Raw genomic sequence first — 26,975 nt, 5'->3', positions numbered from 1 at the left:
TCGGGAAGTACAACTCGACGGACGAATCACATGCGAACATGCTGTGCGACGACGAAACCGGCGGTGCCCCATGCATGGTTTCTTATGGGCTAAGCAGATCCGGCTTAGTGGCGTCCTCCCGTCTGACGCTCAAACGACGCGTTGTCTATTGCATCTCCTCAACGGATGTCAGCAGGACCCGGTTTTACAAGCGTTCAATCGAGCGCGGATCCCCCAACTCGCAATACCTGTGACATGCCGCACGCGCCGCGTTCGCCGCGCCATGTACAAGCAGCGGCGCACCCGCGCGGCGTGACATCGACACCACGATGGACGGCGGCAAAGGCTGCAACGGCAACTCCACCACCTCGCCGCGGGCGATCAGATCGTCGACAAAGAGGCGCGGAATCGCCGCCACGCCAAATCCATCGCGCACGAGTTGCACGATCACCGAAATCGACGCGCGTGCAACTTGGTGTGCAGTTGGTTGAGCGACCTGTTCGCGGCTCGCAGGTGAAGGCGCTTTGATGGAAGCGTACTATCCAGCGCTAAAACGTACATCCCGCTGCGACGGCAACTCGGACTGGACCTGCGCTTCGACTGCTACGGTGCTTGCATGCGATACTTTCGGAACGACGCAGTCCCTAGAAATCACTTCCGTGACAGCCCACTACACTTCTTCTATCGGCTTCAATCTGAATCCGCTTGACCGTCGCTCGGAGAAACGTCAAGACCAGGCGTTCATCGATGGTCTGCGCATTTCCACGACTACCCGCTTTCTGATTTTCGACGGTGACGTTCCAGTCCTCAAACGAGGCAGCGAACACGATCCATGGTTTCACGGGGACGAAACGACCTCCTTTGGACAACCTCACCAAAGCGTTTTCCTGGGCCAGGAGGCCGATGGGAATGCGCGCTTCGCGCTTGGTTTCACGTTTGGCGATGCCCTTAAGGACCAGTCATCCCGAGCGGATCTCGAACGCGTCGACCTCCGCTCGATCGCGCTGCAGGGCCTCATTGCTCCGGCCGTGCTTGGAATGCTCGGCCAAGCGAAAGCAATGCTCGACTGGCATCGCCGCCATTCTTTCTGCGCAAACTGCGGCGCCAGGAGCAGTCCTACCGCAGCAGGCTGGCAACGTACCTGCGACGCTTGCGGAACGAGCCACTTTCCACGCGTGGATCCCGTCGTGATCATGCTCGTGATCGATGGCGAATAATGCTTGCTGGGACGCCAGCGGCACTTTGCGCCAGGGATGTACTCGGCACTCGCTGGCTTCGTCGAGCCAGGTGAAACGGTCGAGGATGCGGTATGCCGCGAAGTTCTCGAGGAGGCACGCGTGCATTGCACGCAGGTTGCCTATTTTGCGTCGCAACCGTGGCCATTTCCATCGTCACTGATGATCGGTTGCTTTGCCCAGGCGAGCGATGCCGATATCGTAGTCGATACCATGGAGCTCGAAGATGCTCGATGGTTTCAGCGCTCAGAAGTTGCCGCTATGCTCGTCGGAACGCACGGGCGCGGCCTGTCAGCGCCCAAGCCATTCGCTATCGCTCACCATCTACTGCAGGCTTACGCTTCAAACGGCGTCTCGGTCTTGCGTATTTGAACCGAAGGCGAAACCAAGCTCGCGCGTCTAGTTGAACCACACCAACTAGTCAACTGAAGACTGACAAACCGTGTAACTCCCTCCACTTCGCAAAACTGCATGGAAAGGTAGCACGCCGCCCGGATCGTTTTGGGGCGTTCGCCGTTCGCGGCACTTCGCTTTCAGGCGCCGCATGCTACGGGCCGAGGGCTCTCGTCCATGGCATAGCGAAGCGCTCTCCCTTACCCATAGATATCGACGTAACACCTGCCATCGCTCTGAACAACGCCGCGATACATCCCCTCGGTGTTGAACGGCATCGATACATGCCCCTCGACATCGACGGCAATGAGCCCTCCCGTGCCGCGTTGCTGCGGGATCACGTCGTTCACGACCATGCGCGCAGCCTCTTCGACTGTTACGTGACCGTACTTCATCCGCGCTGCGACGTCATGGGCCGCGACAGCGCGAATGAACGCTTCTCCCGTTCCAGTCGTGGACACGGCCACGCGTGCGTCGGCATACGTGCCACAGCCGATCAGCGGAGAATCGCCGATTCGCCCGTGGCGCTTGTTTGTCAGGCCACCGGTGGACGTCGCCGCGGCCAGACGCCCCATTGCATCGAGCGCGACGGCACCAACCGTGCCTAACTTGTGCTCGCCATTGATGAGCCGGCTCGCGTCGCCAGAATCGTCTTTGCAAAGCAGTGCAGTGCCGTCGTGATCAAGCAATTCGCGCCCGGTATCGCGCACGGCGAGCAATTGCTGCCAGCGGAAATCGGTGTAGAAGTATTTGGGGCTCTCGAGAGTCAGTCCTTCGTCGGCAGCAAATTGCTCAGCACCCGCTCCCGAGAGCAACACGTGAGTGGAACGATCCATCACGCGTTGTGCCGCGATGACGGGATTCCTGATGCGAGACACGCCAGCCACCGCGCCTGCGCGTCCGGTATGGCCCTCCATGATGGCCGCGTCCATTTCGTGGGTGCCCGCATGCGTGAATACGGAGCCACGCCCTGCGTTGAAAAGTGGGCAATCCTCCAATGCGACCACGGCGGCGACGACGGCCTCGACGCTCGATCCGCCGCCTTTCAGAACCTGATGGCCTGCCTCGAGCGCGCCTTCGAGTGCCGTGCGATGAGCGGCTTCCTGTTCCGCCGACATGACGCCGCGCTGCAGCGTTCCGGCGCCCCCATGAATTGCCAGGATGTACTGTGCCATTTCACGCCTCGTACCGTGTTCGATCAATGCGCGTGAGTCACGGCCTGGGCCGATTCGTCCCCGACGAGCTTTTTCATCATCGGCATCATGAGGAACAGCAGGGCAGACACGGCGATGAGCCCGGCGGCGATGCCCCCATAGAGCAATGTCAGCCGTGCCGGGACAGGCATGTAAAAGCCCGCGAGGTAACCGGCGAGCTTGTAGCCGAATGAGCTTCCGAAGAACCAGAGCCCCATCATCAATCCAACGAGGCTCACCGGTGCGAGCTTCGTGACGAGGTTCAGGCCGACAGGGCTCAGGCAGAGCTCGCCGAACACTTCAAACAGGAACAGACCGGCAAGCCAGAGCGGATTGATCCTGGCGCCGGCATAAAGCGACGACGACATGATCGCAAACCCTGCATAGCCAATGCCGATCAACAGCGGCGCCAGGGCGAGCTTCGCGAGGCTCGAGGGTTGACGAGGGCCGAGCTTCGCCCAGAGCGCCGCGAACACCGGCGCGAGCAGGATCACGTACAAGGCGGTCAGCGACTGGAACCAGGCTGCCGGTACGAGGAAGCTGCCGATATTTCGCTGCACCATTTCCTTGGCAAAGAGACTCAAACTCGAGCCTTTCTGTTCATATGCGGCCCAGAAAGCAATCGTCACGATGAAATAGATACCCATCACGGCAAGGCGCTTCCACTCGGCAACTGTCAGTTGTTCCTGCAGGCCCATCATGACGACCAGAACGAGCGCATCGAAAGCCAGCAGGAACGGAAGCACGTTCTGCCAGTTACTTCCGGCGAGCAACGTACCGATGACCGTCAAGGCGCCGAGCGCGATATAGACCGTCGTGCGCAGCAGGCCGCCCTGCTGCTTCTGTGCTGACGGGACGGGCTTTGCCGCGCGCTTGTCTCCGACATGCTCGAGACGGACTCTTTGCCGCCAGAAAACGATCAGACCGAGCAACATGCCGACGCCTGCCGCTGCAAAACCGAAGTGCCAGCTATTGACTGGATCGATGCCGAATGAGCGCAGCAAATTCCTGAATGGCTCCGCTTCCGCAAGAAAGCCGCAGACAAGCGGTGCGAGGAATGCGCCGATGTTGATGCCCATGTAGAAGATCGAAAACCCGCTGTCGCGGCGCTCGTCATCCTGTGAGTAGAGGCCGCCTACAAGGGCACTCACATTTGGCTTGAGCAGACCCGTCCCGCATGCGACGAGCACGAGTCCGGCGAAGAACGTCGGCACCGCCGGAATGGCCATGGTGAAGTGGCCGCTTGCGATGATCATGCCGCCGATCAAGACCGCCCGACGCGTGCCGAGCAACCGGTCGGCGATGATGCCGCCGGGAAGCGCGAGCAGAAACGCGGCCATTGAGTACGTACCGTAGATCGCCGTCGCATGGGGCGTGTCGTAGCCGAGGCCGCCGAGCCCAGGAGCCGCAACCATGTACAGCACGAGAATGGCTCTCATGCCGTAGAAGCTGAATCGTTCCCACATCTCGGTGAAGAACAGCGTGGTGAGCCCGCGCGGATGCCCCGCAAGCCCCGTTGTGTCCCTGAGTTGCTGGACCGATGAACCGACCGCGCTATCCGAGGTAGTGTTCATTTTGCGCCTCCTCTGCTTCTCGACCTGCTGAGACAATTTAGGGCGATCGTCGCAATGTCACGATTGGTTGCGAAGTTTGCGGGTCGCAACAGTACCGCCATCGCCACCCTTTCGGTTGATGACCCTGGTCTTGCTGCCGCGCCTCGCGCCTGCTTCGGCTTTCGCCCTCGTCGATGTGGTTGTGTCGAACACGAGGTATGGCAGAACCGTTTGCGACAAAGTGGCCGCCATTGCTTTTGTCTGCGGTGTGGCTTTCAGCACTTCAGATGTCAATGTTTCGATGAGCGCCACCATCGCCACCGCACTCGACGACAGCAGCCGATGCTCAGCCGGAGCCAACAATACCGCGTCAGCCGTCGCGGCGAGAGGCGCGGTTGGATTGTCGGTCAGGGCGGCGACGAAAGCGCCGCGTTCGCGGGCAAATCGAGCAAGTTCGACCGTGTCGCGCGAATAGCGGGGTAGAGAGATCGCGATCAATGTGTCGCCTGCGCCAATCTTTGCCATGTGCCGCGCGGCTTGCTCGCTACCTCCTCCAGCAGCGGCCCATACGACGTGCCGGTGGTACGGCATCAACGTGTCCGCCAATAGCCCGGTCAAATAGGTGCTCAGACCTAGCCCGAGACAATACACGGCGTTGCTCGCAATGATGCGAGTCACCGTCTGGGCCAATCGATCTCGTTGCAGCGACGAACCCATCGCGACAAGGTTGCGTTGGTGATCTGCCAGCCATGCGCCGATTCCTTCCTGAGCCGTCGGCGCTTCCAGTTTCTCCACCGGTTGCAGCGCTTGCCGCACGACTGCGGCAAGTTCCGCCTTCAGATCCGAAAACCCGCGATATCCAGCGTACCTGGCGAACCGGTTGACGCTGGCCACCGAGCCTCCGCACGCTTTGGCGACTTCCTCGATCGTGAGCGTCGCGGCGTCGAGCGAATGAGAGACAAGCCATCGTGCGACGGGCTTCAACGCCTCCGACGCGGTGGCGGATGCACAGTGAATGCGCTCGATCGCGTCGGGCAGTTCGGTTTCGCTCACAGGCAGGAATGGCGTGTTTGAGTGAAGGAACGCTTTTAGTATGGTCGAGTGAACTCTAATTTTCAAGTTTGTGACATTGTGAAAATTTCTATTCATCCAACTGCGCAAGCAGGTGCCAGGGTGCAATTCGCCTGACTACCTGTGTAACGGACGTGTGGTCGACCGCGGCCCGACCTGGACCGGCGGGCGAGTCGGCCATAGATCGGCCGCGTCGGGCGGCAGTCGACACAATTTCTGACCGTGGGCCCGGCGCCACTTCCATGGCCCCTTTCAAGGCTAAAACGGCCCATTCGCTGATTCGAGTAGTCGATTGCCGATATATCTTCTGCTTGATTCGCTCGGCGAAAATTGACGGCATGTAGCAGGTCTTATCACCTTGAGGAACTGCAAGTTCATCGACGGACCTTTTTAAATCTCCTGGGCTTGTTCTCGTCCAATCTCTAGCCACAGTAGCGTCCCTCGCGTCCAAACCAGTGTGTTGCTTATCGCGCGACTGAACTCTCTGCGAGCCGACGACCAGGTTGGCGAGGATCCGCCACTTGGTCATTTACCCACCGGAGACTCGTCCATGTCAGCGAAACAAGACCTTTTGAACCCGGAACTCGTTCAGTGGCTTACTGAGCGGCAGAACTCCCTTCATATCGTGAAGACCACCAGCACGCCCAGCGGAACGTTGCTGGATTGGGTGCCCATCGAGAGCCAGGTTCCTGGCGGCAAGATCGCCACGCCGCCACCAGTTCCACAGGAGCGTTTTGATGATCCCTTGCGTCAGGCAAGGCCGGTGGTCTTCGAACTGGACGATCCGACCGTGGAGCGTGGTCCGTCCGGTACGGTTCCAATCGTTCGACCCGATCTTTCGCGCCTGAATCGCGCGGTTGCGCTGACGGATTACCTGGCCAAACGGGGAGGACTGCGCGTGAACCGCAATCGGCGCGGTGAAGCGCCAGCCAATCCCAACCCCGCCGGCTATTTCCACAATACCTCAGGCGAGTCGGGAACCTTTTACGGTTGGGACGGTTACTTCAATGTTTGGGATCCGATCATCAACGTTCCCGGCGGTGGCAGCGGCGAAGACCACTCGATCCTCCAAATCTGGCTGCAGAGTAGCAGCGACACGGCTCTTCAATCTCTTGAAGGTGGCTGGACCGTTGACAGAATCCTCAACGGCGACACGCTCCCACACGTCTTCACCTACTACACGACGAACTCGTATGCGAGCGATGGTGGCAATATCGGCGGCTATAACGCCATCCATAAAGGATGGGTTCAATACAGTGGTCCCAGTACAACCGGCCGGACTGTCCATCCTGGAATCGGCATCACCAGCATCAGCGCATTCGACGGCTCGCAATATGACCTTCAGATGAAGTTTCAGCTTTTCGCCGAACCCGGCACCGGGGAATTGAACTGGTGGGTGAGTGCCGAAGGCGTCTGGATGGGTTATTACCCGGCCTCTCTCTTCAATCCGGAAGCGCTAGGAAGCGTGGTCGAATGGATTGCGTCGGGCGGCGAAGTCTATTCCGATCTGCAAAGTCCCGAAGCGACTGCAGATCAGATGGGTAGCGGCACTCAGGCATTGGCCGAGGCGGGCAAGGCGGCGTACCTGCGCAACCTTCGCAATCAGTCCAGCATGGACGGGGCCATGGTCGATCACAACGGTTCAGCGCTGAGCGACGTGGCGACCCCGGGCGGAGCGGCCCCCTATACGATTCTGATGGATATGAAGAGCGGCGGTAGCTGGGGCAGCTATCTATACGTAGGCGGCCCGACGCCACCAACCAACATTCTGGCGACCTGGCCTACCGACAATGTCCCACTGCCCAAGGGCGTCTGGGACGGTAAAGACTGGACAGAGGCGCAACATGCTCGCGCCAGCAACGACCGGTTCCTTGAGCCGCCGGGAGGAGAAAATAGCGCAATACGCTTTCTCGTCACCGGGACGACCGACAACGTCAATGAAATCAGTTTTAATCTTGCCATCGATCGACCCGGAGGCGATCCCACGTGTTTTACGGGCCTCGGGAACAATTCCGTCGTCGAGTTGGGACCCGTGCTTCAACATTTGGGTCTTAGCCTGGTCCAGGCGAATCAGCGCGGATTTTATATCTCTGAGGTCCATGGTGCCCATCAGCCATTCGAGGTCATCGCGCAGTTGGCAGATTAGCCATGCGATAACGGACATGAGCCGATATAGCGGCAACGGCGCCCATGCGAAGCCCGTTTGGCCGCCACGGGCGCAGATCTTTCTGAAACGGTCCAAGGCGTTGCTGAGCACATTTCTGGATTGGCACGGGCCATGCCAATCACCGACGCATTCCCCGCGGCCCAATTGAAGCCGCGGGATGCGCTCTTCTCCTCACAACCCCGATCGCGCCTGTTCATCGCGACGGGTGACAGCATAGGTCTTTGCCGGAATTCGCCGTCATGCGAATAGACGGCTAAAACAGGCCCTTTTTGCGAAAGTCGTCGACTCTCGACGATTTTGAACCCAAGGGTCTACTGCGTGGAAGCGAAACCTGTTGACTACCTGAGGACTTCCTGAGCGGCTTTCTGACGGCAGACGGCTACGCCGTGGGTCGACCCGTTGGCGCCGCACTTGACGCACGCGGGGCGTTGCTCGTGGCTGACGACGTCGGTAACGCTGTATGGCGAGTAGCGCCGAGCAAAAGCGTCGAGTCGGCGGACATCCCGCCGGCAGGCAAATGATGCTGCATAGACTCCGCACAGAAAGACCTTACGGCTGAGCTTCTGATGAGTGTCGCCTGCAAGGCCAGCGATAGCGACCAGATGCGACCCATCGGAACTGCCGAATACTCCGCGATCCTCACCTGGCACTAGCTGACGCGCGAAGTGGTCGGCAGGGAAAGATGCTTGCTCTCTGAAAGGCAAACGACTCGGCACGCGGGATGCTGCGTCGCACACGTCGCTTTAAAGAGGGCAGCATGCGGATCCATCTCGACACGCTCGGCGGCATGGCGGGCGACATGTTCATTGCAGCACTGCTGGACGCATTCCCGCAGTGTCTCGACGGCCTCACGACGGCCATTCACACGGTGCTGGGGCCGCAAGCCGTAGTGTGCCGGCTCCAGCACTTCGACGACGGCGTCTTCCGGGGCAAGCGTTTCGTCGTCGCTCAGGGTCACGACCGTCGTACTGGTCACGATCATGCTCATCCGCACGTCGCGCATGCCGGGCACGATCATGCGCATTGGAAAGACATCAGGCAGCGCCTCGCGAACGCGTTGCCGTCGCCAATCGGCCGCACCGCGACGGGCATTTTTCAGTTGCTTGCCGAGGCCGAAGCGTATGTGCATGGAACCGCGCCCGAAGACGTCACGTTTCACGAAGTAGGCAACTGGGACTCGATCGCCGACGTCGTCGGCGCCGCGTATCTGATCGACTCCATCGGGGCGGACTGGACCGTCAGCGAGATCCCGCTTGGCGGTGGACGCATCGAAACGATGCACGGACTGATGCCGCTGCCCGCACCGGCCACCGCCCGATTGCTGGAAGGCATGCTGGTCGTCGACGACGGCATCGCTGGCGAGCGGGTCACACCGACCGGCGCCGCGATCCTTCGCTACCTGAGCCCGCAGGTTCGGGTGCGCTCCGGCGCACCGCAACGCATCGCCGGAACGGGGACAGGGTTTGGTTCGCGGCGCCTCGCGGGCGTCAGCAATTGCGTGCGCGCGCTGATTCTCGAAGATTCAGCGCCGGCCGCCTCATCTCGCCCGGGCGTTCACCGCGAGCTTGCCGTGATCGAGTTCGAAGTTGACGACCAGACACCGGAAGACCTCGCGACGGGCATCGTCCATTTGCGCGCTCATCCGGCCATTCATGACGTCGTTCAGATGCCGGTGACCGGCAAGAAAGGCCGCATCGCCACGTCGGTACGCATTCTCGCCTCTCCGCAGCAGATCGAGGCCGCGCTCGATGCCTGCTTCCGTGAAACGACGACCATTGGACTCCGCTATCACTTCGTACAGGGCGCAGCGCTGGAGCGGCGCATGGTCGAAGTTGACGTGGACGGGCACACGATGCGCGTCAAACGGGTCGAACGTCCGGGCGGCGCTACGGCGAAAGCCGAGTCCGACGATGTCGTCGAGCGGCAGGTTCAAGCGGAGCGCGCAGCGTATCGGCAACGCGCCGCGGCGCTCGCGCTGCAATCGGCGCCCACCTCTAGCCACGAGGATCCACGATGAACCCCAGGCTCGCGCAAATTCTCACCGAAACTGGCGACGTCGCGGTCGCGGTTAGCGGAGGCATCGACAGCCTGACACTCGCCATGGCAGCTGTGCAAACCGCGCAGCGAAGCGGGGCGCGTGTCGAAATCATGCACGCGTCGTCCGCCGCGGTTCCGCCGGAGGCGACCGCACGCGTCGAGCGGCTAGCCGCCGAGCATGGCTGGTCGCTGCGCGTCATCGAAGCAGGGGAGTTTTCGACGCGGGAGTATGTAGAAAATCCCGCGAACCGATGCCTGTTTTGCAAAAACCAGCTTTACAGCGCAATGGAACGATTGACTGATGCGCAGCTGGTCTCCGGCGCGAATCTCGACGACCTCGGAGACTATCGTCCAGGACTGGACGCGGCGCGCGCCCATCAGGTAAGGCATCCCTATATCGAAGCGGGCATCGGCAAGGCAGCGGTTCGCCAGCTCGCCCGCGAGCTAGGCCTCGGAACGCTTGCCGAGCTGCCGGCTTCGCCGTGTCTGTCGAGCCGCATCGAGACGGGCATCCGGATCGAGCCGATGGCTCTGCGATTCGTGCATGAGGTCGAACGGCTCGTCGCCGGAATCCTTCAACCGTCGACGGTGCGCTGCCGCGTGAGAGCGTCGGGCGTCGTCGTCGAGCTCGACGAGGCGACCTTGATGCGCGTCGACGAGCATGCGCGGCAAGCGCTGACGGCACAGATCCTGGCGCGCACAGCGGCGCTTTCGCCGGGCATCGAGGCGCCTGCGGTGAGCTTCGCGGCTTACCGGATGGGTAGCGCATTCGTCAGAGGAACAGGCCCATGAGCGACGAAGTCACGTTTGACTGGGCGCGAAGCGAGCGCACGGGTCTCGACGAAGCGGTGCTCGCGAGCGGCAAGTCCGTCGCCCAGATCACGGCGATCGTCGAACAGGCGCAAGCGCGGCATTCGCGCCTATTCGTGACGCGCTTGTCGCGCGATCAGTTCGACAGCCTGTCGTCGGCGATTCGCGCGGCACTCGACTACTGCGACGTGTCCTGCACCGCGCGCCTCGGCGCCGCGCCGAGCTTCGCGCGTGCGCCGCGCGTGGCGATCGTCGCTGCAGGCACGTCCGACGTCCCCGTAGCGCGCGAGGCGCGGCGCACGCTCGCCTACTACGGCGAAGACACGGCGTGGTTCGCGGATGTCGGTGTCGCCGGTTTGTGGCGTTTGACAAGCCGTATCGACGCGATCCGCCAGCACGGACTGATCATCGCGGTCGCGGGCATGGACGCGGCGTTGCCGACGGTGCTCGCGGGTCTCGTCAGGAGCGCGATCATCGCGGTCCCGACCTCGGTGGGCTATGGCGTGGCGGCCGGCGGCCACGCCGCGCTCAATGCGATTCTCGCGAGCTGTTCGCCCGGCATTTCAACCGTGAATATCGACAATGGCTTCGGCGCCGCCTGCGCCGCCATGCGCATCCTTCACACGCTCGATCACCACGAGGCGGAACGAGCGGCTGCGAGCGGCTCGCTGCCGGAAGCGTCTCAATGAGGAGTCTCAACCATGAAGCGACGTCAATTTCTGCAAGGCACGGCCGCGGGCGCCGCGGCGCTGGCGGCCCGTCCGTCACAATCGGCCGGCTCCACTAGCGCCGAACCGGCCAATCCCGACGGTACGACCGGCTCGCTCGATCCGCGTGACCTGTTGCGCGTGACGGACCCCGGAGAACGGCGCGGCGACATGCTCTACCGTACGCTCGGCCGCACCGGGGAGAAAGTCTCGATCATCGGTCTGGGCGGCTCGCACATCGGCAAACCGCCGGTCGATCCGCAAATGGCCGTGCGCCTGATTCACGCGGCGCTCGATCGCGGCATCAACTTCCTCGACAACTGCTGGGACTACAACGGCGGTCAGAGCGAGTTGCGCATGGGCACCGCGCTTAGCCAGGGCGGCTATCGACAGAAAGCCTTCCTGATGACCAAGATCGATGGCCGCACCCGCACATCTGCGATGCAGCAGCTCGAAGAGTCGATGAAGCGTCTGAAGACCGACCATCTCGACCTCGTGCAGTTTCACGAGGTTCTGCGCTTCGAGGACCCCGATCGGATCTTCGGTCCGGACGGCGCGATCGAAGCGCTCGTGCAGGCGCGCAAGGACGGCAAGGTTCGTCATATCGGTTTCACCGGTCACAAGGACCCGCGCATCCATCTATACATGCTGGATGTCGCGGCGCGCCACGGCTTCCAGTTCGACTCGGTACAGATGCCGCTCAACGTGATGGACGCGCATTTCCGCAGCTTCGGACATCTGGTGGTGCCGGTGGCTGTTCAGCAGCACATCGGCGTGCTGGGAATGAAAACCTTCGGCGACAGCGTCATTCTGAAGAGCGGTCTGCCGGTGACGCCGATCGACATGCTGCACTTCTCGATGAACCTGCCGACCTCGGTGATCATCACGGGAATCGACAACGAAAAGGTTCTCGACCAGGCGTTCGAAGCTGCCAGGACATTCCTTCCGATGGACGCGGATCAGGTCGCCGCGATCGCCGATAAAACGCGCGCTTACGCGATGGAAGGCAAGTACGAACTCTTCAAGACGTCCAACTACTTCGATACGACGGCCAAGCATCCGGACTTCCTGGGCGGCCTGACGCCCGGCGTCGAGGATCTCGCGCCGGGGCCCGCTACGTGAGCGCTACATCAGCGCTAGACAAGCCCAGCGAAAGGAAGCAATCCACGCTCGCCATTGGCCCTTATGACAATTCACCTCACCCGGACCTCCACCCCCGCCTCCGCTGACCCGCCCGGTTTCCCCGATGCCGATGAACTTGCCGTTCTGCGGGCGTGTATGCGGGACTGCCCGTGCGCGAGGGGGTCGAGCGCTACCAGCCCGCCGCGCTGGGCGACGGCAGGTCCGCCCAGGGCGTGCACGGGCGCCTCCGGGGCCGGCTGCAGGCCATCGCGCGCACCGCGCATCGCGACGAGCTTGCCGCCCTGTTCGATCATCCCGCGGACATAGCGATGAGGTGAAGCGCGCACGATAGATCGGGGATGCTTTTTCGAGTGACAGACGCCGGTAGTCAGGGCGCATCCGGCGTTGAGAACCACTGGCTTCCACGCAGTCCGAAGCGGCTCGCCAAGACCTGCAACCCGCCCACTGTGCCCGCACCCGAAATGCATAACCTGTGCAAAAATCATCGTGACCTGATCCGAAGCGCCGTCCTTGCCACCTATGGAAACCGTCGAGCCTGGACCGCAGGTGCTCGCCAGTCGCCTCGGCGTGGCATTTTCTCTCGTCTTCCAGAACCGCCCGGTCGAATGCATGATCACGATCACGGCGCTGGAAGCGTATTTCTGGCTCGACCCACGCGCAGGCGACGAGCGCGTCCTCAAGACCTTTCGCGATGGCTACGGCCGCATTCGGGCGATCGCCGAACGGAAGCTGCTCGCCCATCCCGCGGCACGACTCGAGCTGACGCCGGCAGATTTCTCGCGCCCCTGAGACGCCGGTTTTCGCCTGTGGCGCATCCTTCAGCTCACACCAGAATCGACTCCGACAGCGCGCGTGCAACTGGTCTGCAGTTGGTTGAGCGACGGGTTCGTCGCTCGCAAGCGAAGGTGTCTTGATGGAAGCGTACCAGCCGGTGCCAATCAACTGCATCCCGCCGCAACGGCAACCTGGCTGGCCCGATGATTGTTCAGCAACGCTGGAAGAAACGTGGTCGCGCATGCGGTGATAGGCTCAGCGCGACGTGCGATTACGCCCAAACATCGGACACTCACTAAAGATCTGGCAGAGACGGCTTCCAGACATCGGACAGCGAGTGGATAAACAGGTCTTCCACAGTCTTGCTGGTCAAGGTGTGTTCTCACAGGAGGGCAGAAAATCGAGAAGCGAATGCACAGGATGCGGGGCGACCCACGTACATCTCGACGCCATTAACGCCCAACGGCTGTTCTCGAATTCCTGACGCTCCAGAAAATATAGCCGAGACGTAAGTGCTCTTCCGGGGGAACGCCTCATGCGGAAGAAGGCAGTCCCCTGCCAACCTGCGGTGCGTTTTCCACTCTTCGCCAGAACCCATCCTTATGAGACATCCGTTACGAAAGCGTAGCGGGCGACGTGCGTGTAACGATCCCGACCAACGCTTTCGGGATGGGCGTCGATATTCCCGATATCCGTTTCGTCGTGCCATGGTGGCATCGATCTGGCGCGCCGGCTGGATAGCGGACACTATGCTTTCAACCGCGCTGGAGTAGTGACCGGTTCCGCGGCGTCCACGCGCAGCTCGAGCAGCGCAGCTCGCGGCGAAGCCAGCGTTGCGGCCAGCGCTGAGCGCAATGCTCCGGTCTCGTTGCACCGGATGCCGTCGGCACCGCACGCCATTGCGACCTGTGCATAATCGATTGCGCCAAGCTCGCAGCCGTAAGGCGGATTGCCGAGTTCCTTCTGCTCGAACACCACTTCGGCCAGCATGTCGTTGCGCATCACGACGATTTTCACCGGTAGTTGGTTCTTGACCGCCGTCGAAAGCTCCGCCATCAACATGGCAAAACCGCCGTCGCCGACTATCGCGACGACCTGACGGCCGGGGTTCGCCAACTGTGCGGAGATCGCGAACGGCAAGCCCGGCCCCATCGTCGCGAGCATCCCGGTCGCGACCAGTTGCTGCTGCCTTCGCAACGTGAGAAAACGAGCGGCGAAATGCGTGTTCGCGCCGCAATCCAGACATACGATCGCATCCGGCGCCAGCGCGTCGCTGATCGCGCGCATCGCGCTTTGCGGCCGAAGGGGGCTACGCTCGACGGCAGCGACCCGCTCCAGCAGTGCGTTCCATTGTGCGACGCGCGCCTGGATGTCGCGCAGGAAGGACTCGTCCTTCTGCCGCAGCAATGGCAGCAGCGCGCGCAACGTTTCCTTCGTGTCGCCCACGAGCCCCACCTCGACAGGAAAGCGCAGGCCGATCCGTTCCGGCCGCACATCGATCTGCACGCCGCGCGCCGCGCCGGGCTTCGGATAGGAATCGACCCAGGGCATCGTCGAACCGATGATCAGAACGGTATCGCAACGATGCATCGCCTCCTCGGACGGCATCGTGCCGAGGTGCCCGATGCCGCCCGTCGAAAACGGTGAATCGTCGGGCAGTACCATGCGGCCGAGCAACGCCTTGGCAACCGGCGCATTGAGCCGCGCGGCCACACGTTCGAGTTCGTCGCGCGCGCCGAGCGCGCCCTGCCCCGCCAAGATCGCGACGCGGCTGCCGGCGTTGATCAGCGCGGCGGCGACCTGCAGGTCCGCGTTCGATGGCGTCGATGCCGGACGGCTCCATGTGGTCGATGTCCGCAAACCATGGTTTTCCATCGACGCCTTGTCATCCCCAAGCCGCTGCGCCTGCACGTCCTTCGATACCGCCAGATGTGCGACGCCGCGCTGACCCAGCGCATGGCGGCACGCGAGGTCCGTCACTACGAGTGCATGCCGCGGGCCCGTGACGGCGACGTTATAAAGCGCCACATCCTCCATCAGCGCGGGCGTGTTCACGCTTTGCTGGAAGCGGGTGCCGTGCAGGTCGTGAAACGTCAGTCCGGTGATGGCAAGCACCGGCGCGCCGTCGAAATGCGCATCGTAAAGGCCGTTCGTCAGATGGACGGCGCCGGGCCCCGTCGTGGCCAGGCACACGCCAAGACGCCCGGTCGCTTTGGCCCAGCCGCTCGCCATGAACGCCGCAGCTTCTTCATGTCGCACGCCGATGAAGCGGATCTTGTCCTGCCGTTTGCGCAGCGCTTCGATGAGCGGATTGATGCCGTCGCCCACCATCCCGAACACGTGATCGACGTCCCATGCGAGCAGCGTGTCGACGATCACGTCGGCAGTCGTCGCATCTTGCGCAACGTCGAACGACGGTTGCCGGTCCTGATTCACCGGCTGACCGTGCGGAGCAAGCGCATCGGACTGCGCTGGTACGAGTTGCGCAGAGAAGAGTCCCGCGCCGCCGGCCGCTGCCGCTTTGAGCAACGAGCGGCGGCGATCGGAGCGCGGCGCGTCGGGGCTGGGATTCGACGGCTGCGTTTCGTCCGCGGCCTCGTTACCGGAATCTGCTGGGGTCGAAGGCATGAGCGTGCTCCTTTGCGCCGGGAGACGCGGGTGCGGTAACTGATAGGCATGACCACGCGCCATGCCTGCGGGTAACGGACCGGCCGTTGGAACGAGCAAATCCCGCTCCCGCAGGCTCCAGGGAAATCCGCTGCTTCGCTACTGGCCCGCTCCGGTCGAAGCGCTGTTCCGTGGTGCGGACGCCGACACGTCCATCTTGCCGCCGCCCGCGCTCATGCTGTCGTTGCCAGCCTCGTGCGCTTTCTGACAGGCCGCCAGGCCGGATACCAATAGCGTAGTTAGCAACATCACTCTTATGAATCGTTTCATCGTGAGTCCTCCCGTCTGTCGTTCGCGACGCTGCCAACGGATGTCTACGCATGCAGCACCGGGCATGCCCGGCCGCGCAAGCGACGGCGACCGACAGTCAAGCGCAACGTTCAGGCATGTCTAATGCACGCGATGAGGACACCGGCTCCAACACCCAAAGGAAAAGTCATGTCCACCCCGCCGTCCCTTATCCGACATCCGGCCAGACGTCCATCGCGACTCACCGCCGCGATTTTCGAGCTGTTGAACCCCGTTCCGTACGGAATGTTCGTCGGCGCGTTGATCTTCGACCTGACCTACATGAGCACGCGCAACGTGTTCTGGGGCAAGGGCGCGGCGTGGCTCGTCACGGTGGGCCTCGTCATCGCCATCATTCCGCGGCTGCTCAATTTCGGTCACGTATGGTTGCAGCGGCGTCGCCGGGTGACGCGTATCGAAAGAATCGACTTCTGGCTCAATCTGCTCGCCATCATCCCGGCGATCGTCAATGCGTTCGTGCATAGCCGCGACGCTTATGCGATGGTTCCGGACAATGTGATTCTTTCGGTCATCACCGTCGTGCTGCTGAGCATCGCGCACATTGCCATGGCGATGAACCGGCTCGATCTCGTGGAGGTGACCCATGGATGAGCGCATCGCCGGCAGCGCGCTTTTCATCGCCATGTCGGCGCTCATGAGCGGCTGCAACGAACAGGCGCAGTACGACCCCGCGCAGCAGGCCGGAGGCAATCCGTCGATACCGCAGGCACGGAACTTCTTCTCGCCACCGATGCAGGTGCCCAAGTTCGCGGGATGGAAAAACGGCGCGACGCCGAAGGTAGCCGAAGGCCTGAAGATCGAGAAGATCGCCTCGGGACTCGTGCATCCACGTCAGGTCTATACGCTTCCGAACGGCGACGTCCTCGTCGCGGAATCCAATAGCCCGAACGAAGAGGCCGTGACCACGCCGAAGCAGGTGATCGCCGGGCTGATCGAAGCCAGGTCTGGAAAGAAGGCGAAGGGCGCGAATCGCATCACGCTGCTCAGAAAACCCGCCAACCGTAACGGCGAATGGGAGCGGTATGTGTTCATCGACCACCTGCACTCCCCGTTCGGCATGCAGCTCGTCGGCGACACACTGTATGTCGCCGATACCGATGCGATCCTGAAGTTTCCGTACAGGACGGGCGAAACCAGCATCAGCGAGCGCGGCGTCGAACTCGCCGATCTTCCCGATACGGTCAACCATCATTGGACCAAGGCCCTGCTCGCCAGTCCCGACGGCAAGAAGCTGTATGTCGGTGTCGGCTCGAACAGCAATGTCGGCGAGAACGGCCTCGACGTCGAGTACCGGCGCGCGGACGTGCTCGAAGTCGATACGGCGAGCGGCGCAAGCCGCATTTACGCCGCGGGCATTCGCAATCCGACCGGCCTGCAATGGGAACCGACGACGGGCCGACTCTGGGCCGTCGCGAACGAACGCGACGAGATCGGCCCGGATCTGGTGCCCGACTATCTGACGTCGGTGAAAGAAAATGCCTTCTACGGCTGGCCGTACAGCTACTACGGCCAGCACGTCGACCCGCGCGCTCAACCGCAGCGTCCCGACCTCGTCGCGAAGGCGATTCCTCCCGACTTCTCGATCGGCTCGCATGTTGCGCCGCTAGGCCTCACGTTCTATACCGGCAGCAATCTGCCCTCGCAGTATCGCGGCGGCGCGTTCATCGGCGAGCACGGCAGTTGGAACCGCTCGCCGCTGAGCGGTTACGTGGTCTCATACGTGGCGTTCGCGAACGGCAAGCCGGTCGGCGCGCCGGAGGATGTCGTGACGGGCTTTACATCGCCGGATCAGAAAGAGTTGTATGGCGCGCCGGTGGGCGTCGCTCAGGATCGCGACGGTGGCCTGCTGATCGCCGATGATGTCGGCAATACAGTGTGGCGCGTGACGGGTGCAGGCGGCTGACGCTTGAGACTGTCTTTTACGGGCCTTTCAGTTCAGCGAAACACAGTTTGAGCTGCCGTCCGGCCAGTTCGCCGTGCAATCTTTCGAGCACGTCGGCGGCCGTGAGATCGATGTCGGTGACGGGCTCCGCCGCGATGACGATCCAGCGTGCCGGCTCGGGCGATTCATCGACGGCGCGCAACACGTGCTCGCGGAAGATCTCGCCATTGGCGAAAAAGAGGGGGGCATCCCAGCACAGCAGCACAAGACCGGGCACGCGCCGCGCCTCCGGATGGCGCGACACGTCGTGATAGCCCTTCAGGCCGTCGACGCGTCCGAGCACGGCATCGTAGGGCCGCCAGGCGCGCCATAGAAAAGACAGCACGCTGAGAAACAGCGCCAGTGCAATGCCGTTTACGACACCGAGAATTGCAACGCCGACAAAGCACACCACCGCCTGCACGAACTCACTTTTGCGCAGCCGATAGAGCCGCAGGACGCCTTGGACCTCGACCATGTTCAGGCATCAACCGTAGCTGGACGTGGCCGCAAATCCCTTGCCGTAACACCTTGCGCTACGAGCCCGATCCGCTGGCCGGCGTTCGCGGCCCGGGTTTCCCGTTCAGTAGATTCCGCACGCGCGCGGGCATGCAGCCGACACCCGTCGCGCTCGAACTCGCGGACATCGTCGGTCACGCGCTCGATACGGTGCGCCAGGCGCTGCGTTACGCGGAACGTTTTGATCCGGCGACGAGTACGCGCACGTTTCGCCTATCGCTATCGGATGCGGGCGAAATGGCCTATCTGCCGGCACTGTGCGCGGCGTTGCAGAAGTCCGCGCCGCGCGTGAAGTTGGTCGTCGAACCGCTGCCGGTGGAGGAGATCGAGGAGGCACTGCGTTCGAGCCGGTTGGACTTCGCGATCGGCAATCTGCCTTCGCTGCTGCCGCGCACGCGCCATAGCCTGCTGTCCGAGGAATCGTATGTGTGCATGACGCGCAAGCGCCGTGACCTGCCGAGCGGCAACACGCTGAGGCTCGAACGCTTTCTCGCCGCCTCGCATATCCAGGTGCGCTCGCTCGAACATAGCCACCATGCGCTCGACGATGCCCTGCGCGCGCAAGGCGTCGGCCGCAATATCGCTTTCGCGTTGCCACACTTCGTCGCGGTACCCAGCGTGCTGGCCGCGACGGATCTGTTCGCGACGCTGCCCGAACGGCTCGCGCATATTCTCAATCGCGGCGACGCGTTCCGGATCTAAGCACTGCTCGTGCCGTTGCCGAACGCCGCCGTGACGATGCACTGGCACGAGCACTTCCACGAAGACGAAGGCATCGCTTGGATGCGCGGCCTCATCGCCGAGATCCTCGCGAGCTTCGAAAAGATGTGATTACGCGCAAGCGAATCAGAGGTCGAGCACGAGCACGGGGGGTACGCGAGCGCGACACGCAGCAGCAGATCACGCTATTGCTCGCGCGCTCGGCCTTGCTCAGGCAGTGATCGCGATGCTCGGGCTCACCGCTGACCACGTCGACCATGCAGGTGCCGCACACGCCTTCGCCACACGACGTATCGACTTCGATGCCGATCGACGCGAGCGCATCGACGATCGACGTTTTTACGACCCGCACCGTTTGACCGCTGCTCGCGAGTTGCACGTCGAAGCTGTCGAGCGACGCTGCGGCCGCGGGCGCCGGCTCGGCCTTGAAACGTTCGAGATGAATCGCCTCCGCGGGCACGCGTTGTTGCGCGCTCGCGACCACCCGATCCATGAACGGCGAAGGACCGCAGGTGTAGACGTGCGCATTCGCGCCGGCATCGTGCAGGCACGCATCGAGCGCAGGTGCCAGCTCGGCGGGCTCCACGCCGAAATGCAGCTTCACGTGCTGCGCGAACGGCTCGCGCGTGAGCAGCGACATGAACGCCGCGTGCGCTTCGCTGCGGGCGAAATAGTGGAGCGTGAAGCGCGCCTGCCGCGCGGCGAGGCGATAAGCCATCGATAGCAACGGCGTAATGCCGATGCCCGCGCCGATCAGGATGTGCTCGTCCGCGCTTTCTTCGAGGCGAAACAGATTGCGCGGCGCGCCGACCGACAGTTCGGTGCCGACGCTCACCTCTTCGTGAAGCGAACGCGAGCCGCCGCGCGATTGCTCTTCCTTCTTCACCGCGAAAATCTGCGAGTCGAGACACTCCGGGTCGCCGCACAACGAATACTGCCGCGTGACACCCGAAGGACTCTTGACGTCGATATCAGCGCCGGGTTCGTAACGCTCGAACGGCACCCCATCGAGCGGCGAAATGCTGAACGAGCGGACGCCGTGCGCTTCTTCGCACAGCGCGTCGACGCGGACTTTCAGGGTTGATGCTTGCATGATGGCCTTCCAATCCATTGCTGGGGGACGATATGCCGAGAGTAGCGCCCTACACCAGACAAGCAAAATAGATTAAAAAGCCCTGACAGCATCAACGCAGTTTATATTCTGGCAAGGTATCACGCACCCCGCAGCGCGTCTTCCCGCTTGCTTTCCGATTCGCTGCGCGGCTGCGTCGCGTCGTTCGAAAACGGCACGTTCGGCTTCATGGAGAAGCTCAGCACGATGCCGAATATCATCACGCCGATCGACAGCACGAACGTCAGATCCCAACTGTGCAAGCGGTCCGCGACCAGCCCGGCGATGACCGGACTCACGATCGCCGCGGTAAAGCCGGTGCCGCTCATGATGCCGCTGGCCGTGCCGGAGCGGTCGTAGGCCACGTCCATCGGGATCGCCCACATCGGGCCGACGTTCATTTCGTTGAAGAACATCGCCGCGGCAAGGAAGATCAGCGAAATCATCGGATCGTGCAGCAGCACGACGGGAACCAGCGACAGAGCGGTCAGCGCCATGCACGAGGCCACCAGATAGCTGCGCGCGAGCTTGACGTTGCCGGTCCTGCGCAACAGGCGGTCGCTCACCATGCCGCCGACCAGATCGCCGATCACGCCCGCGACGAACACGCCTGACGTGAACACGACGGCCTTTTTGATGTTCAGATGGAACGTATGCATGAAGTACAGCGGCATCCAGTCGAGCATCAGCCACAGGATCCAGTTGTAGCAGAAGTACACCGCCGAGATCGGTGCCATGCGTTTATACAGGCGCATCCACGTGCCGCGCGGATCGACCGGACGCGTCGTGGGAGGCGGCAGCTTAGCCAGTTCCGCACGCGTGATGCGCGGGTGATCGGCGGGGCGTTCCGTGTATGTCAGATGCCAGAGAACCAGCCAGACGGCGCTCATCGCACCGAGCAGATAGAACGAGAAGCGCCAGTTGAAGGCGGTCATCAATGCGAGGACCAGCATCGGTGCGATGGCGTTGCCGAGGCGCGCGGACGAGTGCGTGATGCCCTGTGCCATGCCGCGCTTGTCACGGGCGATCCACGAGGCCATCGCGCTGGTCGACGCGGGAAACGTCGCGCCTTCGCCGAGACCCAGCAGCAAACGCGCCGCGATCAGCGAAGCGAAACCGCCGGCCATGCCGGTCAACGCGGTCGCCACGGCCCAGATCGCCGCACAGGCAAGCAGCGTGCGGCGCGCGCCAAAGCGGTCGCTGACCCATCCGCCGATAAACTGGAAAATCACGTACGGATACGCGAATGCCGAAAAGATGATGCCTAGTTGCGTATTGCTGAGACCGAGCTCGCTCTTGAATTGCCCCGCTGCCGTACTGATGTTGACGCGGTCCACATAGGTGATGAAATACATCAGGCACAACATCACCAGCACGGTGGTCGTGGCCTTCAGCGACAGACGTTTCATGTGTCGTCCTCCAGATGTCATTTATTTTTTGTGGTGAAACCACGCCATTGCGTGTGCAATCCCGGACGCTCAGCCCTTCGGCGTTCCCGAGCCGAATGCAGCGACGGCGTCGCGGAATCGCTGGCTGCCGTATACCCGCTCGACGAGATCATCGTCGGCCAGGCTTTGGTCAATCACGATGCGCCGCAAGCTCTCCTTGACCGCCTGCTGCGTAACGGGCGAGAGCGCAACGAGCCGCTCGGCGAGCGCGCGCGCCGCGTTGCCGACCTCCTCTTTCGCCGTCACGTCGTACACATAGCCGCACGCGTGCGCTTCGGCGGCGCTGAGAAAATCAGATAGCAGCAGCATCTTCTTCACGCGCGGCACGCCGAATGCCGCCACGAGCCGCGCAAGATTGCGCGACGACAGCGTGTTCGACAACGTCTTTGCGATCGGCGCGCCGAAGCGCGAACCCTCCGCACAGATGCGGAAGTCGCACGCGGTGGCGATGGCGAGTCCGCCGCCAACCGCCCAACCGTCGATCGCGGCGACAGTTGGCACCGCAATGCGCTCGACCGCGTCGATCACCTGCTCGACGAGCGCTTCGTATTCGACGCCCTGGCGGCCGGTCGTGAAGTCGCGGAAGTAGTCGATGTCGGTGCCTGAAACGAAGGACTTGCCGCCCGCGCCGCGCAGTACGATGCAACGCACCGTTTGGTCCGCCCGGCATTGGTCGATCAGCGCCAGTAAAGTCTCGTACATCGGCATCGACATCGCGTTGTGCCGCTCGGGGCGGTCGATCACGATCTGCGCGACCGACTCCGTCAGACGTTCGAGCCTGACCTTCTCACTCGGCGCTTCGCTCATTTCGCCGCCCCGTTGATCTCTGCATAAAGCTCGTCGTTGTGCTCGCCAAGCCGCGGCGGATGGCGTCGCACGCGCTGCGGCGTACCGAGCATCTTCACCGGAAAGCCGATGTTCTTGACCTTGCCTTCAACCGGATGGTCGATCTCCATGCACATGCGGCGATACTGCGCATGTTCGCTGCCGAAGGCTTGCGGATACGACAGGATCGGACCGGCAGGAATGCCGGCGGCAAGCATCGTCTCGATCCATTCCTCGCAGTCGCGCTTGCCGAACGACGTCTCGAGCGATTCGATCAGCGCTTCCCGGTTCTTCAGGCGCAGTGATACGGTTTCGAACTCGGGATTCGTCAGCAGATCGGGCCGCTCCAGCAGTTCGCAAAGACGCGACCACAGCTTCTGGTTGGTTGCACCCATCACGAAGTAACCATCGCGCGCCTTCACGGCCTGATACGGCGCGCTCATCTTGTTGCTGGTGCCAAGCGGCGTCGGCTCGACACCCGTTCCCCAGTAATCCGACATGTCCCAGATGGAAAAGGCCATCGCCGAATCGAACAGCGACGCGTCGATGTGCTGCCCCTGCCCGGTCTGCTGTGCGCCGATATAAGCGGACAGCACGCCGTACACGGCGAACAGCGCGCAGCCTATGTCGGCCACCGGCACGCCGGCCTTCACCGGCTTGCCGCCTTTGTAGCCGGTCACGCTCATCACGCCGGACATCGCCTGCGCCATCAGGTCGAAGCCGGGACGTTGCGACCACGGGCCGCTCTGACCGAAGCCCGAGATGCTCGCGTAGACGATCTTCGGGTTGATTTCGCGGATCGTCTCGTAATCGATCCGCAGCCGCTGAACAACCCCAGGCCGATAGTTCTCGACGATCACGTCGGCGGTCCGGGCGAGCTTGTAGAAAAACTCGCGCCCTTCATCGGTCTTCAGGTCCAGCGCAACCGACCGCTTGTTGCGGTTCATGTTCAGAAAGCCCATGCTGTCCGGGCCTTTCATCTTGAAGCCCATCGCGCCGCGGGTCTGGTCGCCTCCGAGCGGTTCGATCTTGATGACGTCGGCGCCGAGATCGGCGAGCATCATGCAGGCGAACGGGCCGGCCATCACCTGACTGACGTCGAGCACGCGGATGCCTTGCAGCGGCAAAGGCCGCTCGGGCGTGTCAGTGTCGTCGTTGGAGGGTTCCTGTGCGTGGCTTTGCGTCATGTCGTCTCCTGTTTTTCCGGCCGGTCTGCGCTCGCGCAATGCACGTCGCGCAGCGGCCCGTTGCAGCACCGTGTTGGCGTGCGTCAACTGTCGCGCACGCGAGGGTGCCGCCGCAAGAACGCGACGGTCATACCTGGTTTCGCAAAAGACGAAAGGGGGTGCTCTGTGTGCGACGGCGCCGAGCGCGTCGAGGGTGTCGAGGGCGGCGACGACCGCGCTCATGCTTCAGCGACCGGACACGCGCGGTCCGGCGGTGAGCGCGGCTTCGACGCGGCGCAGCGTCTGCGCCTGCGCATGACCTTCCACGCAAGACAGCACGTAACTGCGCTGATGCCAGTCACCCGCGAGCTCGACGACGCCGAGGCCGTCCTCGGGATGGAAGCTGCGCAGCACGTCGGGCGGCATCAGACCCACGCCGAGCCCATGCCGCACAACTGCGAGCATCGTGTCGAAGCCGTTGACCAGATAGTCGCAATCGAAGCGGCGGCCGCGGCTGTGGAACGCGCGCTGCACGGCGGCGAGGATCGCCGAGCCCTTGCCGAGACTGACAAGCGGCAGTTCGAGCAATGCGTCGAGCGAAACGGGCTGTGGATCAAGGTTGAAATGTGCGCGGCTATACACGAGCACCAGCCGGTCCTCGCGATAGCGCAATTGCGGCAGGTCGAGGAAACCGCTCTTCTTTTCGTAGATGCCGATGTCGATCATTTTGTCGCGCAACATCTGCTGCACGATGCGGCTGTTCTCTTCGATAATCTTCAGCGAGATGCCTGGATAGGCATGCTGGATCGCGGCGATATCCGCGGCGAGAAATTCGATGATCACGGCTTTCGGCGCGCCGATGACGATGCGCCCGTCGAAGCCGCTCACGAGCGCCTGCGCCTCGCTCGCGAGCCGGTCAACCAGCGTGTCGACCTGCTGCAGATACCCGAGCAGCTTGCCGCCCGATTCGGTCACTTCTACCCCATGCGGCACGCGTCTGAAGAGTTTCGTGCCGAGTTGCTCCTCGAGATCCGTCACTCGCCGCGATGCCGCCGCGACGGCAAGGCCCAACCGGTTGGCCGCCCGCGAGATGCTGCCCTCTTCGACCATGGCGACGATGAGACGAACGGTGGTGGTGTCGACTTTCATGCGCTGACATGAGGACCGGGGCTGGGGGGAGCGCCATGTTACCGCACTCCGTTACCCCGGACCGTACGCGCCAAAGCGAAGCCTTCGTGCGCTGCGCGTCACCGCGCGAAGGCTTCCACGACGACAGCCGGGCGAAGCTTTATGGCTGACACGTTTCGTGCGTGAACTTCAGCGTCACGACGGTGATGAGACCGAGCACGATCAGGAACATGGCTACCGGCCAGTTAGGCCTGGTAGTGCGCGAGCAGCGCGGTCGCAATCAGTGGCGACATGCCGCCCGCGAAGATCGACGCGATTTCGTGACCGAGCGCCACGCCGGAATAGCGGACTTCGGTGCTGAACAGTTCGCCGACGAGCGCGGGCAGCGTACCGATCATCGCGCCGTGACAGACGGCCGTGCCGATCACCAGCGCGAGCCATATCAGCGGCGTCGAGTGCGTGTTGAGCAGCCAGAAGAACGGAAACGCCATCACTGCGAGCGACACCGCGCCGATCATATACACCGGCTTGCGCCCGATGCGATCCGACAGCTTGCCCCACGCAAGCATCGCCCCCATTCCGACGCCCATCGCGAGCATCACACCCGTCAGCATCACCGAATTCGAAATGCCGACGAACTTGCCGTACACGAGCGAGAACGCAAGAAAAATGTAGGCGCCGTCGTTTTCCGCGACCCGCAGACCCATCGCCATCAGGATCTCTTTCCGGTGACGCCTGTTCGCTTCGAGCACCGGCATATGCGCGGTCTTGCCGGCCTTCTCCGCATTCTCGAAGTCGCGGCTCTCCGGCAGGTTGTGTCGAATGTAGACGCCAATCGCGAAGATCACGATGCTCGCGAGAAACGGCGGACGCCATCCCCACGAAATGAACTGATCGTGCGGCAGCGCTTGAACCGCGAGGAACGCCCCCGCCGACAGCACGAAGCCACCACCCACGCCGAGCTGACTCCACGCCGTGAAATAGCCGCGTTTTTCGGGCGGAGCGTTCTCGCTGATCATCAGCACGCGACCGCCCCATTCGCCGCCCGATGCAATGCCTTGCAGCAGGCGCAACCCGGCAAGCGCCGCGGGCGCGGCCAGACCGATCTGATCAGAGGTCGGCAACAGCCCGATGCCGAAGGTCGCAAAGCCCATGATCAGCAGCGTCCATACGAGCGACGCGCGCCGTCCGTAGCGATCGCCGATATGCCCGAACACGATGCCGCCGAGCGGACGCGCGACGAAGCCGATCGCGAATGCGGCGAACGCGCCGATGGTGCCGATCAGCGGGTCCGCGTGCGCGGGAAAGAACAGTTGCCCGAGCACGAGCGCGGCGGCCGTGCCGTATACAAAAAAGCCGTACCACTCCATCGCGTTGCCGGCCACCGACGCGATGATGATTTTCCTGAGTGCGCGAACCGACTCTGCCGTGGCGCGCCCGGCCGTGATCGGGGATTGAACGGAATACATGTCTGCTCGCGTCTGAATTGGGGGATTGCGGCCTTTGAAAAAGGGCTTCGCACGGTGTAGACAGTGTCAAGGCGACAGATAGCCGCGTCAAATTAGCCGAAAAGCAGGACGGGTACCAGCCGAATCCTTGACGGTGATCTCGACGTCGCTCGGTTTGGTGAGCGTTGCCGACGCCAGAAACGCGCGCAACTGCTCGGCGGCCTTTTGATATTCGCGGGCCAGTACCGTGTGTTGCGCAGTAGCCCAAGCGTCAACAGTCCATCCCATGGATTCGCGCTCAGCTCTGTCCGTTGGCCATTGCCAGCCCACCGACTGTGCTCCGTTGGATTTGCCGTGATCCGAAGAAGCAATCTTCAACTCCGAGATGCGACGAGGTGAGAATTCGCCGCTCAATACGGCAACCCTAACCTGTACCATGCAGTGCGCCCCTTCGTCGGTCCAGCGCATCTGTCATTTCTTGGCTGGAGATGACCCGCTTCAGTGGGCGGTTAAGCGGTTGACTTTTGATCGGGCTGATTCCCTCCGGTTTGGGCAGTGCCGCGAGTTGTCCACGGCCGGTCGGCGGGTCGCCTATTACGACCACGACGTCGGCCGGCGGTGGGCGACTCGCCATTGATGCAGATTCGGTTG

19 protein-coding genes and 7 pseudogenes are annotated in these 26,975 nt (G+C 62.6%); 13 read left to right on the top strand and 13 right to left on the bottom strand.

Features of this window, described 5'->3' with window-relative positions; all coding sequences use genetic code 11:
* Positions 1-184 precede the first annotated feature (184 nt).
* Positions 185-439 (bottom strand): annotated as a pseudogene (locus AB4Y34_RS02000) (LysR substrate-binding domain-containing protein); the annotation flags it as partial.
* Positions 440-506: 67 nt separating this feature from the next.
* Here AB4Y34_RS02000 and AB4Y34_RS01995 point away from each other — a divergent pair.
* Together AB4Y34_RS01995 and AB4Y34_RS01990 are read left to right on the top strand one after the other, a co-directional pair.
* The gene (locus tag AB4Y34_RS01995; protein ID WP_368715080.1) at positions 507-1,196 is read left to right on the top strand and encodes an NUDIX-like domain-containing protein; all 690 of its coding nucleotides are present in this window, start codon (positions 507-509) and stop codon (positions 1,194-1,196) included.
* A gap of 3 nt (positions 1,197-1,199) precedes the next feature.
* Positions 1,200-1,586 carry an NAD(+) diphosphatase gene (locus AB4Y34_RS01990; RefSeq protein ID WP_368715079.1) on the top strand — a complete coding sequence of 129 codons (387 nt, stop codon included), beginning with the start codon at positions 1,200-1,202 and terminating at the stop codon, positions 1,584-1,586.
* Between the two features lie 221 nt (positions 1,587-1,807).
* Here the strand turns inward: AB4Y34_RS01990 and AB4Y34_RS01985 are convergent, their stop codons facing one another.
* The 3 genes from AB4Y34_RS01985 to AB4Y34_RS01975 are packed head-to-tail and all read right to left on the bottom strand — an operon-like array spanning position 1,808 to position 5,406.
* Positions 1,808-2,782, bottom strand: a complete 975-nt coding sequence (locus AB4Y34_RS01985) for an isoaspartyl peptidase/L-asparaginase family protein (protein ID WP_368715170.1) — start codon at positions 2,780-2,782, stop codon at positions 1,808-1,810.
* Positions 2,783-2,805: 23 nt separating this feature from the next.
* Positions 2,806-4,374: a peptide MFS transporter gene (locus AB4Y34_RS01980; protein WP_368715078.1), complete on the bottom strand. Its 1,569-nt coding sequence runs from the start codon at positions 4,372-4,374 to the stop codon at positions 2,806-2,808.
* A gap of 57 nt (positions 4,375-4,431) precedes the next feature.
* Positions 4,432-5,406 carry a MurR/RpiR family transcriptional regulator gene (locus tag AB4Y34_RS01975; RefSeq protein WP_368715077.1) on the bottom strand — a complete coding sequence of 325 codons (975 nt, stop codon included), beginning with the start codon at positions 5,404-5,406 and terminating at the stop codon, positions 4,432-4,434.
* A 568-nt stretch (positions 5,407-5,974) separates the two neighbouring features.
* Here AB4Y34_RS01975 and AB4Y34_RS01970 point away from each other — a divergent pair.
* The 8 genes and pseudogenes from AB4Y34_RS01970 to AB4Y34_RS01935 all read left to right on the top strand — a co-directional run bounded on the left by AB4Y34_RS01970 (position 5,975) and on the right by AB4Y34_RS01935 (position 13,077).
* Positions 5,975-7,570 (top strand): neprosin family prolyl endopeptidase, encoded by a 1,596-nt coding sequence (locus AB4Y34_RS01970; protein ID WP_368715076.1) that lies wholly within the window; start codon positions 5,975-5,977, stop codon positions 7,568-7,570.
* Between the two features lie 362 nt (positions 7,571-7,932).
* Positions 7,933-8,112, top strand: a pseudogene (locus AB4Y34_RS01965) (sorbosone dehydrogenase family protein); the annotation flags it as partial.
* A gap of 236 nt (positions 8,113-8,348) precedes the next feature.
* Positions 8,349-9,608 (top strand): LarC family nickel insertion protein, encoded by a 1,260-nt coding sequence (locus tag AB4Y34_RS01960; RefSeq protein ID WP_368715075.1) that lies wholly within the window; start codon positions 8,349-8,351, stop codon positions 9,606-9,608.
* Positions 9,605-10,420, top strand: coding sequence for a hypothetical protein (locus tag AB4Y34_RS01955; protein ID WP_368715074.1), 816 nt, complete (start codon positions 9,605-9,607; stop codon positions 10,418-10,420). The genes AB4Y34_RS01960 and AB4Y34_RS01955 overlap by 4 nt, the downstream gene beginning before the upstream one ends.
* A complete protein-coding gene (gene larB / locus AB4Y34_RS01950) occupies positions 10,417-11,127 on the top strand; it encodes a nickel pincer cofactor biosynthesis protein LarB (protein ID WP_176384178.1) in 711 nt (236 codons plus the stop codon). Before AB4Y34_RS01955 ends, larB begins: the two co-directional genes overlap by 4 nt.
* Before the next feature lie 12 nt (positions 11,128-11,139).
* Positions 11,140-12,267, top strand: coding sequence for an aldo/keto reductase (locus AB4Y34_RS01945; RefSeq protein ID WP_368715073.1), 1,128 nt, complete (start codon positions 11,140-11,142; stop codon positions 12,265-12,267).
* Positions 12,268-12,330: 63 nt separating this feature from the next.
* Positions 12,331-12,566, top strand: a pseudogene (locus AB4Y34_RS01940) (integrase); the annotation flags it as partial.
* A 241-nt stretch (positions 12,567-12,807) separates the two neighbouring features.
* Positions 12,808-13,077, top strand: coding sequence for a DUF1488 family protein (locus AB4Y34_RS01935; RefSeq protein WP_176384182.1), 270 nt, complete (start codon positions 12,808-12,810; stop codon positions 13,075-13,077).
* A 732-nt stretch (positions 13,078-13,809) separates the two neighbouring features.
* Here AB4Y34_RS01935 and AB4Y34_RS01930 read toward each other — a convergent pair.
* On the bottom strand, positions 13,810-15,690 hold the full coding sequence (locus AB4Y34_RS01930) for a thiamine pyrophosphate-binding protein (RefSeq protein ID WP_368715072.1): 1,881 nt from the start codon (positions 15,688-15,690) through the stop codon (positions 13,810-13,812).
* A gap of 477 nt (positions 15,691-16,167) precedes the next feature.
* On the opposite strand from AB4Y34_RS01930, the gene AB4Y34_RS01925 reads away from it, so the two are divergent.
* Positions 16,168-16,629 (top strand): DUF2231 domain-containing protein, encoded by a 462-nt coding sequence (locus AB4Y34_RS01925; RefSeq protein ID WP_368715071.1) that lies wholly within the window; start codon positions 16,168-16,170, stop codon positions 16,627-16,629.
* Positions 16,622-17,941: a sorbosone dehydrogenase family protein gene (locus AB4Y34_RS01920; protein ID WP_368715070.1), complete on the top strand. Its 1,320-nt coding sequence runs from the start codon at positions 16,622-16,624 to the stop codon at positions 17,939-17,941. Before AB4Y34_RS01925 ends, AB4Y34_RS01920 begins: the two co-directional genes overlap by 8 nt.
* Before the next feature lie 19 nt (positions 17,942-17,960).
* On the opposite strand, the pseudogene AB4Y34_RS01915 reads toward AB4Y34_RS01920, so the two are convergent.
* Positions 17,961-18,446, bottom strand: a pseudogene (locus tag AB4Y34_RS01915) (STAS domain-containing protein); the annotation flags it as partial.
* Between the two features lie 107 nt (positions 18,447-18,553).
* On the opposite strand from AB4Y34_RS01915, the pseudogene AB4Y34_RS01910 reads away from it, so the two are divergent.
* Positions 18,554-19,309: pseudogene (locus tag AB4Y34_RS01910) on the top strand (LysR substrate-binding domain-containing protein); the annotation flags it as partial.
* A gap of 15 nt (positions 19,310-19,324) precedes the next feature.
* Here AB4Y34_RS01910 and AB4Y34_RS01905 read toward each other — a convergent pair.
* The 7 genes and pseudogenes from AB4Y34_RS01905 to AB4Y34_RS01875 all read right to left on the bottom strand — a co-directional run bounded on the left by AB4Y34_RS01905 (position 19,325) and on the right by AB4Y34_RS01875 (position 26,792).
* Positions 19,325-20,291, bottom strand: a pseudogene (locus AB4Y34_RS01905) (2Fe-2S iron-sulfur cluster-binding protein).
* 119 nt (positions 20,292-20,410) lie between these two features.
* Positions 20,411-21,718 (bottom strand): MFS transporter, encoded by a 1,308-nt coding sequence (locus AB4Y34_RS01900; RefSeq protein WP_176384189.1) that lies wholly within the window; start codon positions 21,716-21,718, stop codon positions 20,411-20,413.
* A gap of 69 nt (positions 21,719-21,787) precedes the next feature.
* Entirely contained in the window at positions 21,788-22,564 is a 777-nt protein-coding gene (locus tag AB4Y34_RS01895; RefSeq protein ID WP_368715069.1) for an enoyl-CoA hydratase, read from the bottom strand.
* Complete coding sequence (locus AB4Y34_RS01890; RefSeq protein ID WP_176384191.1) at positions 22,561-23,769, bottom strand: CaiB/BaiF CoA-transferase family protein; 1,209 nt, start codon at positions 23,767-23,769, stop codon at positions 22,561-22,563. The genes AB4Y34_RS01895 and AB4Y34_RS01890 overlap by 4 nt, the downstream gene beginning before the upstream one ends.
* A gap of 225 nt (positions 23,770-23,994) precedes the next feature.
* Positions 23,995-24,897, bottom strand: a complete 903-nt coding sequence (locus AB4Y34_RS01885) for a LysR family transcriptional regulator (RefSeq protein WP_176384192.1) — start codon at positions 24,895-24,897, stop codon at positions 23,995-23,997.
* A gap of 139 nt (positions 24,898-25,036) precedes the next feature.
* Positions 25,037-26,345, bottom strand: a pseudogene (locus AB4Y34_RS01880) (MFS transporter).
* An 87-nt stretch (positions 26,346-26,432) separates the two neighbouring features.
* Positions 26,433-26,792 carry a hypothetical protein gene (locus tag AB4Y34_RS01875; protein ID WP_368715068.1) on the bottom strand — a complete coding sequence of 120 codons (360 nt, stop codon included), beginning with the start codon at positions 26,790-26,792 and terminating at the stop codon, positions 26,433-26,435.
* Positions 26,793-26,975 lie beyond the last annotated feature (183 nt).

Origin of the sequence: Paraburkholderia sp. BR10954, from assembly GCF_040965775.1 — a bacterium.
Lineage (GTDB): Bacteria > Pseudomonadota > Gammaproteobacteria > Burkholderiales > Burkholderiaceae > Paraburkholderia > Paraburkholderia youngii.
Note: the sequence above shows the minus strand (reverse complement) of the source record. Positions and strands in the feature narration are given on the sequence as shown.